This window comes from Acinetobacter sp. ANC 3929, assembly GCF_000369405.1.
Classification (GTDB): Bacteria; Pseudomonadota; Gammaproteobacteria; order Pseudomonadales; family Moraxellaceae; genus Acinetobacter.
The window spans coordinates 1-6,886 of the sequence record NZ_KB849997.1; the positions used below are offsets into that span (position 1 = coordinate 1).

Consider the following 6,886-nt stretch of genomic DNA (forward strand, 5'->3'; position numbering starts at 1 on the left):
GAATGTGCTTTAGTATGACTAAAAGGCTTATGCCATAAGGCTTACAAGTGTTTTGATGTATATTAAATAATCAAATACACACCATATAAATCAACGACTTATAAAACTTCATTGTCTTTATAGAAAGTGTATTTAATAAAATCAATAACTTGTTTTTGATATGTAGCTAAAAGCTAGTGTTTAATTGTTCTTTTAATATGATTAAATATTACCAAATAATGACAAAAATGTCAATATGTACAATTAGTTAGATAAAAACTGATTCATTTTATAGATTGGCTATATCGACCTACTTAACAGCAATTTTTATTACTAGAAAAAGTATCAATTCCCTAAAATGAATAGGCAGTTTTATTGAAATTGGTGCAATAAACTTTCTATATGTTGTTCTAGTTTTTGTATATGAAAACCTATACATCTGATTTTGTGGATTAAATTAAATAAATGATATGAGCAAAGTTTGAGTTAAATACCATTTACAGAAGCTCACAGAATCGCATTACAGCGATATTTAACACCTCGCCTATACGATCATACCAATTAAAATAAATTGAGCTATAAACGCAATCTAGGAGCATTTAGAGCATATTAAAAATTTGCTTAGTTAAGATAGAATTTCCAACATATCGAATGTCTGTACTAGGTATGATTTACGGTACTTTGCTAAATGGTAGGGGGATAGTTCGGATTAGCCCCCACCCCTTTAGCAGCTCCGTATTTTTTGGGCGATTTTTTTTCAAGCTCCGTTCACTTTCCATTGTGAAGTTAATAAGAATTACGTTAATAACGATTGGAAATCGTCAAAGGAAAAATTGTTTAAAAGCAAGAGCAAAGCAAATTGTTAGACTACCTAAAGCAAATGTTAGCTAGAAGTCTAAAATATATGTTAATAATTAATTAGTTAAAATAATTAAATAAGAAATAAATTCTATAATTATGGACAATAACAGTGTAAACGGAAGAATTAATGGTCACACTAAAACTCTATTGAAATCAAAATATAAAAACACCTTGTGTGAAGATGAACCACTCCACGCCCTCTGCTACTCCCTACAACTAATCAAATACCTACAGTCGGTTGGATGCTGACAAGACTATGTGCATCACATACCACGATCTACACAACTATCACCACAGCACACAGCCTTATCAGCGAGTTAAGATATAACAAACACTTAATTCAAAGCTCAATAGAAGCAATAAGAAGATTGATTTATTAGCCTAAGATAAACCATAAAAAATATTGGCTTAAAAGCAAAAACAAAGATGAACCATTTAGGATAAAAAAGTAAAAAGATATTAAACAAAAACAAATGGTGTAAGAGAGAAAAATTAAAAGGAGATAGAAATAAACAAATCCTATAAGCAAAGAAAAAGCCCCAAAAGGGCTAATATCTGATTTAGGCTATTTGCACCAGTAGATTACCGATCTACGTGATACTTTTAGCTTCTCTGCAATTTCTGTATTGCTCATGCCTTTAGCTTTCAAACGTACTGCCTGTTTACGTTTATCGCTATATGCTTCGCCTTTAGCTTTGCCACCTAAAGACCCTTTACGTGTCTGACGATCAATAAATTCTTGGTAAGCGTAGCTATCACGTTTCCATACCCAACGAGCAATAGATTTAGCAATGCCTTTCACTTCGTTATACTGCATAGGTGCAGAGAATTGAGCATTCACAGAACAACATTGAGCAATAACCGATTCAAGCCATTGATTGAATGTCTTGTTTCGACCTCGATATTGTCGCACTTCAACATAAGCCCAATGTCGTACTGTATGGAACAAACAGCAGTTACGACCAAGCCCTACAGCTTCATCAACTTTGATCTCTTTATTGATTTGACGTGTCGTTAAATCTAAGCGTTCAGAGAGCTGATCAAGTGTGTAAGGTTGTTCACGTAGAACATGGGTGCGCCAATGCTCATGCACAGCGTTCTTAGTAATTAACCCACTGTAGTTAATATCTGCATCCAATGCAGTTCTAAGAGCCGTATAGACAGCATTACCGTACTTTATGGGCTTATCGTTGCTTGCGTTAGTGTTATAGATGGGTGTGAGTAATTTATAAATGTAATGAGCATGTCCATTTTCAGGATTTTCTACAATTAAATTGGGAGCAGGAACGCCCACCATTGAATAGTAAAAATCAATGTATGCTGTTGGATAGTCCAAATCAAAGACAAAGAAATGAGTGTAATAGGGGTGATTAGGCTGAATATAGCGTTTAAGCAATGCTAAGTTTTTAGGACGAATTTGTAGACCTAAATGCAGATCATCCGAGCAATAGGGCTTATTCGGTAAGTGGTCTGTAAATTGTTCTAAGCCTAATGATAATTGTTGCATTGCATAACTTCACTGTTTGCAAATGCTCAAACAACCTGTATTATTGATCTCAAGTCGTATGAACTTCTGTTTATTCGGTTTAAGGATTCAAGCCTGTATTTCTAAACTTTGGCGAGCGAGGAAATACGGGCTTTTTCATGTCTGTAATATTTGTATCACAGATCAAGTTAAGATGCTAAAAAATTACCGTGTTACTGGAATAAACGACTAAGTAATCCTTTCTTTTCATGACTCTTATGTTCGATGAGCTTCTGATCTAATTGCTGTTTAAGCCATGCTTCGTTTTGTTTAACGTACTCTAATTGCTTTTCAAGTTGTTCAACTTGTACCTTTAATTGTTCAATTTGTTGCTGTAAAAGCTGTTCATTATTGATTTTAGGTTGCTCAATAATTTGTCCAATATTATTTGTACTGTTCAGTTGTTCAGTGACAGATTTCTCTATCACTTTTTTATCGGTTTTATTTCCAAATAAACGCATCATATCTTGAACAGAAACATTGCCATCATTGTTTTTAGTTAGTTCACCTTTCTTAATACGTGCATAAATCGTATTACGGCTCACTTTAAACAATTTACTTGCTTGATTGATTGAAATATTGCTCATATCTGTTCATTTATGTTCTGTATGAATAAACAATAATATACAACATTTAGCAATGTTCTATATGTACTTATAATTAACATTACAAATTACAAAACATTTAAGTAGAATAAACGCACAATTCTCTTGAGAACATAAATATGAAAAAACTCATAACATTAGGCTTATTTCTCATTTCAGGAACTACTTTTGGTGCTCCTATGAGTGAAGATATGAAAATTTGCTATAAATTTTCAAATAACAAATTAGTGAGTAAATCTAGCTGTATAGTTTCAAGCGGATATGGTGCAGGAGGTTCTTATACTTCGATTGAACAAGGGAAAAAAGAATATTCAGTAGAAACTCGAATGTGCTACAACAAAAAAACGGATGAGCAAGAGGAATGTGGAACATCCTTAAATGGTGTGGATGCTAATTTTTACTATAGAGATTTATTTTATAAAAAAATTAGTGATATGAGCTTAATTTCAGATAACTCTCTGAAATGCTTCATTACTAAGAATAAAAAAATAGATATTTGCTACAAATAAAACGCTGTACGTGAATAAAAATGAATTAGTTGGGCAACTATGCCCACTCATTCACGTATATAGATTAAAAAGTTCATCTTATATTTTTAATTTTGCTTTCTAAATCCTTTATTCTTTTTCTTGCTTCAACCATTTCTATTTCAACATTTTCTTTAGCTTTCGTCATCGTCAAAATTTCTGTAGATGTTAAGACTTTTGATAATTCTTCGCTTATTGGGCTAAGAATACTCTCAATTTTAATTTCATCTATGATCTGAATTACAGACAAAATCCTTGCTCTATGACCCGCTGTTTGAAGTTCTGGTTCTAGTTCTTTTAGTGGATCATCTGTTAAAAGTGATTTTATAACAATATCTGTTAATGAATTAGGATCATTTTCTAATTCAACTAATAACTTTACAGCGTTAGTTATTTGCATCTTTTACCCTATCTATGTTTTAGCTAATTAGTTTATTTTAGCATTTTTTTCAAATGTTTATTTATGGAGTATTTCAGATGTTTTTCTATCATTAGACTATACTCAAAAGATAATAAAATTAAATGATAATTATCCTATCAATAGACTATTATTTTTAATTAAATGATAGTATTATCATAATACTTAAACAAATAAAGTTAAATGAGAAATGACAACTAGAATTTATGTACGTGCCAGTACCAAAGATCAAGATGCAGAAAGGGCATTAGATGATTTAAGAGAGTTTGCTAAATCCATTAAAGGTGATGTGAACGAGTATATAGAAAATGAATCAGGTACAAAGCTAGATAGACCTGTTTTAAACAAGTTGCTAGATGATTCTGATAATGGCGATACGTTGTTAGTTGAGAGTGTAGATAGGCTGTCTAGGCTTTCCCAAACTGATTTTGACGTATTGAAAGGGCGTATCAAAGATAAAGGCTTAAAGTTAGTGGTAGCTGATCTACCAACTACACACATGCTTGTTAGTTCAAACGATACCATTACAAGCTCTATTTTAAACCTAGTAAATAATATGCTTATAGATTTATTGGCGACTATGGCTCGCTTAGACAATGACAAGCGTAGGGAACGTATTAAACAGGGATTGGAAAGAAGTGGATACAAGCCAAGTGGCAAGAAAGCAGATATAGCTAAACATTCTAGAATCAAAGAGTTAGCAAATAAAGGGCTAACCAAAGAAGAAATAGCAAAAGCCGTTAATTGTGGCGTAGCTACTGTTTATAGAGTTTTAAAGGGGTAATAAATGAATACTTGTAGTTGAGATTGAGGGAGCTATGCAAAATTTACCATGTCCCCAGCAACTAATTTAATGAATTACTTTAAGCACCATAAAAAAACTTTTAAAAGCGCTTTTAAGTGTGCTAATATTATTTAAATACTTGGAGTATTTTTTATGGAAAACGTATCAGATACAGTTAATGCTAATAAAGATCTAAAGCTAATAGCAGATAAACTATTATCATTGTCTGAAGGATCAGTCGACGAAAATAAAATTGATTCTCTCCAAAATATTTTCGAACAAATTGTAAGTACTATTAACAATGCATCAAAAAAATTAAAAAACTCGTTAAAAAATTTAGAAAAACTTATTCAAAGATATCGAAATCTTTTTGCTAGTAGAAAGAAGTTATCGCTTTTACGTAATATTTTTAATTTCTCAATTCTTTTAAAGAAAGCACTGTTAACACAAATATCTGTTTTTACTAAACTTAAATCTATAAGCTTTGTTTATCAGAAAATTAAATATTCAAATCATTTGATCACCATTTTTCCAAAATTACAGTCCATCAATTATATAAAGGCTTAATCATGACTCAACTAATCCATGCACGAATGACTGCAAGTATTACTGAACTCAAGAAGAGTCCTATGGATACTGTATTAGCAGGTAGAGGTGAAGCTGTTGCAATCCTTAACCGTAATACGCCTGCTTTCTACTGTATCCCTGCTGAACTATATGAAACGATGATTGAACAGCTAGAAGACTTAGAACTTAATCAAATTGCAGATACTCGTGCGAACCAAAGACGCATTCGAGTAAATATAAATGAGCTATAACTTAGACTTTTTAGAAGAAGCATTAGCAGAATGGAATAAGCTTAATCCCAGTATTAAGCAGCAATTGAAAAAGAAACTGATAAAGGTCTTAGAGAATCCTAGAGTCCCTAAGAACAAGTTATCAGGGCATTCTAACCGATACAAAATCAAACTTCGTAGCATTGGCTATCGTTTGGTTTATGAGGTGATAGACGATGAGGTTGTTGTATTAGTAATTGCTGTAGGTAGACGTGAAAATAATGCTGTCTACAATACAGCAGATTCAAGACAATCTTGACCAATTAGGGAGATGATATAAGTTGGATCATCTCCCTACTATTTCTTTGAAATATTGAATTAGTGCAACGTCATCCACCAATGGGTAATAAGATCGAATCTTAGACCTATCTAACTTCTCCATATCAGGCAACATTTCTTGTACTGTCTCTTGGAACGAAACCATCCTTTCATAGTTCTTAATTGGACTAAATCCTTTTTCCCTTTCTACTTCAACTTTCTTATAAAAATAAGACCATAATACTAATTTATTCAAAAACTTATTATATCCTGAATTAATTTTATGTTGTGTCATATTAATCATTTTTTATCGTTATCCTGTTACTGTGCCAAATGTTTTTTTGTATTGTACTAATGCTTTATCGTTTTGTTTTGCTAGATATGAAGCTCTATAAATGCAGTCTTTAAACTGTGCTTCATCTTTTAAATTGTGACCTACTTTGCTACCACCTATAACAGATAAATATTCCTCTTTACGCTCATGAAAGTTAAAAGATACTTTCTTGTATTCAGATTCAATATTGATGGTTACACCATCTAAATTGAAGAATAATTTTCTAAGCAGGTTAAAGATTTGTATAGGGTTATAGATAGTCTGATCTACGACTAATATCATTTCTAAATGTAGCCCTTTTTGCCTCTCAGCATACTCAAAACTATAAATAAAACTATATCCTGTATCTTCAAATAAACTCTTAATTTTTCTAGTTAATTTTTTTATATCAAAAGAATGATCATTATCTAACCCTAATGTATATCTAAGTGCTATAGGTCGATTTAACATATCTCTAGCATGGACTAGAGCTAGATATATTTCTTTCATGTTTGATTGTTTTAATTGGTATGTTGTATTTATTGGATAGTTTAAATATTTGCTAGTTGTTATTAATTTACTCATTAAATTATTGATAAAAAATAAGTTTTATATTTGTATTGTTATGAGATAAAAGAATAGAAATAAGATAGTATTTAGATATGTATCTATACTCTGTTTATCCGAATGTGCTTTAGTATGACTAAAAGGCTTATGCCATAAGGCTTACAAGTGTTTTGATGTATATTAAATAATCAAATACACACCATATAAATCAAC

At 31.5% G+C, this 6,886-nt stretch carries 10 protein-coding genes; 5 read left to right on the forward strand and 5 right to left on the reverse strand.

Translation table 11 applies throughout. The features are described from left to right. Positions 1 to 1,405: 1,405 nt before the first annotated feature. Together F909_RS16320 and F909_RS16315 are read right to left on the reverse strand one after the other, a co-directional pair. Complete coding sequence (locus tag F909_RS16320) at positions 1,406 to 2,347, reverse strand: replication initiation protein (RefSeq protein ID WP_005146417.1); 942 nt, start codon at positions 2,345 to 2,347, stop codon at positions 1,406 to 1,408. 191 nt (positions 2,348 to 2,538) lie between these two features. Then, complete coding sequence (locus F909_RS16315) at positions 2,539 to 2,952, reverse strand: plasmid replication DNA-binding protein (protein ID WP_005146420.1); 414 nt, start codon at positions 2,950 to 2,952, stop codon at positions 2,539 to 2,541. Between the two features lie 137 nt (positions 2,953 to 3,089). Between F909_RS16315 and F909_RS16310 the strand changes: the two genes are divergently transcribed. After that, entirely contained in the window at positions 3,090 to 3,479 is a 390-nt protein-coding gene (locus tag F909_RS16310) for a hypothetical protein (RefSeq protein WP_004716589.1), read from the forward strand. Positions 3,480 to 3,552: 73 nt separating this feature from the next. Here the strand turns inward: F909_RS16310 and F909_RS16305 are convergent, their stop codons facing one another. Then, positions 3,553 to 3,897: a hypothetical protein gene (locus F909_RS16305; protein ID WP_005146425.1), complete on the reverse strand. Its 345-nt coding sequence runs from the start codon at positions 3,895 to 3,897 to the stop codon at positions 3,553 to 3,555. 208 nt (positions 3,898 to 4,105) lie between these two features. Between F909_RS16305 and F909_RS16300 the strand changes: the two genes are divergently transcribed. The 4 genes from F909_RS16300 to F909_RS16285 all read left to right on the forward strand — a co-directional run bounded on the left by F909_RS16300 (position 4,106) and on the right by F909_RS16285 (position 5,794). Then, positions 4,106 to 4,699: a recombinase family protein gene (locus tag F909_RS16300; RefSeq protein WP_005146428.1), complete on the forward strand. Its 594-nt coding sequence runs from the start codon at positions 4,106 to 4,108 to the stop codon at positions 4,697 to 4,699. 153 nt (positions 4,700 to 4,852) lie between these two features. Continuing rightward, positions 4,853 to 5,266 carry a hypothetical protein gene (locus F909_RS16295; protein ID WP_005146430.1) on the forward strand — a complete coding sequence of 138 codons (414 nt, stop codon included), beginning with the start codon at positions 4,853 to 4,855 and terminating at the stop codon, positions 5,264 to 5,266. A gap of 2 nt (positions 5,267 to 5,268) precedes the next feature. After that, positions 5,269 to 5,517: a type II toxin-antitoxin system Phd/YefM family antitoxin gene (locus F909_RS16290; RefSeq protein ID WP_005146432.1), complete on the forward strand. Its 249-nt coding sequence runs from the start codon at positions 5,269 to 5,271 to the stop codon at positions 5,515 to 5,517. Next, the gene (locus F909_RS16285) at positions 5,507 to 5,794 is read left to right on the forward strand and encodes a type II toxin-antitoxin system RelE family toxin (protein WP_005146434.1); all 288 of its coding nucleotides are present in this window, start codon (positions 5,507 to 5,509) and stop codon (positions 5,792 to 5,794) included. Before F909_RS16290 ends, F909_RS16285 begins: the two co-directional genes overlap by 11 nt. A gap of 27 nt (positions 5,795 to 5,821) precedes the next feature. Here F909_RS16285 and F909_RS16280 read toward each other — a convergent pair whose 3' ends face one another. Both F909_RS16280 and F909_RS16275 read right to left on the reverse strand, forming a co-directional pair. Further along, positions 5,822 to 6,097 (reverse strand): hypothetical protein, encoded by a 276-nt coding sequence (locus F909_RS16280; RefSeq protein ID WP_005146436.1) that lies wholly within the window; start codon positions 6,095 to 6,097, stop codon positions 5,822 to 5,824. A 9-nt stretch (positions 6,098 to 6,106) separates the two neighbouring features. Further along, positions 6,107 to 6,691, reverse strand: a complete 585-nt coding sequence (locus F909_RS16275) for a hypothetical protein (RefSeq protein ID WP_005146440.1) — start codon at positions 6,689 to 6,691, stop codon at positions 6,107 to 6,109. Positions 6,692 to 6,886: the final 195 nt, after the last annotated feature.

Coding starts and splice junctions, on each gene's coding strand:
- F909_RS16305 (WP_005146425.1), bottom strand. CDS start 3,897: ATGCAAATAACTAACGCTGTAAAGTTATTAGTTGAATTAGAAAATGAT.
- F909_RS16280 (WP_005146436.1), bottom strand. CDS start 6,097: ATGATTAATATGACACAACATAAAATTAATTCAGGATATAATAAGTTT.
- F909_RS16290 (WP_005146432.1), top strand. CDS start 5,269: ATGACTCAACTAATCCATGCACGAATGACTGCAAGTATTACTGAACTC.
- F909_RS16295 (WP_005146430.1), top strand. CDS start 4,853: ATGGAAAACGTATCAGATACAGTTAATGCTAATAAAGATCTAAAGCTA.
- F909_RS16285 (WP_005146434.1), top strand. CDS start 5,507: ATGAGCTATAACTTAGACTTTTTAGAAGAAGCATTAGCAGAATGGAAT.
- F909_RS16315 (WP_005146420.1), bottom strand. CDS start 2,952: ATGAGCAATATTTCAATCAATCAAGCAAGTAAATTGTTTAAAGTGAGC.
- F909_RS16300 (WP_005146428.1), top strand. CDS start 4,106: ATGACAACTAGAATTTATGTACGTGCCAGTACCAAAGATCAAGATGCA.
- F909_RS16275 (WP_005146440.1), bottom strand. CDS start 6,691: ATGAGTAAATTAATAACAACTAGCAAATATTTAAACTATCCAATAAAT.
- F909_RS16320 (WP_005146417.1), bottom strand. CDS start 2,347: ATGCAACAATTATCATTAGGCTTAGAACAATTTACAGACCACTTACCG.
- F909_RS16310 (WP_004716589.1), top strand. CDS start 3,090: ATGAAAAAACTCATAACATTAGGCTTATTTCTCATTTCAGGAACTACT.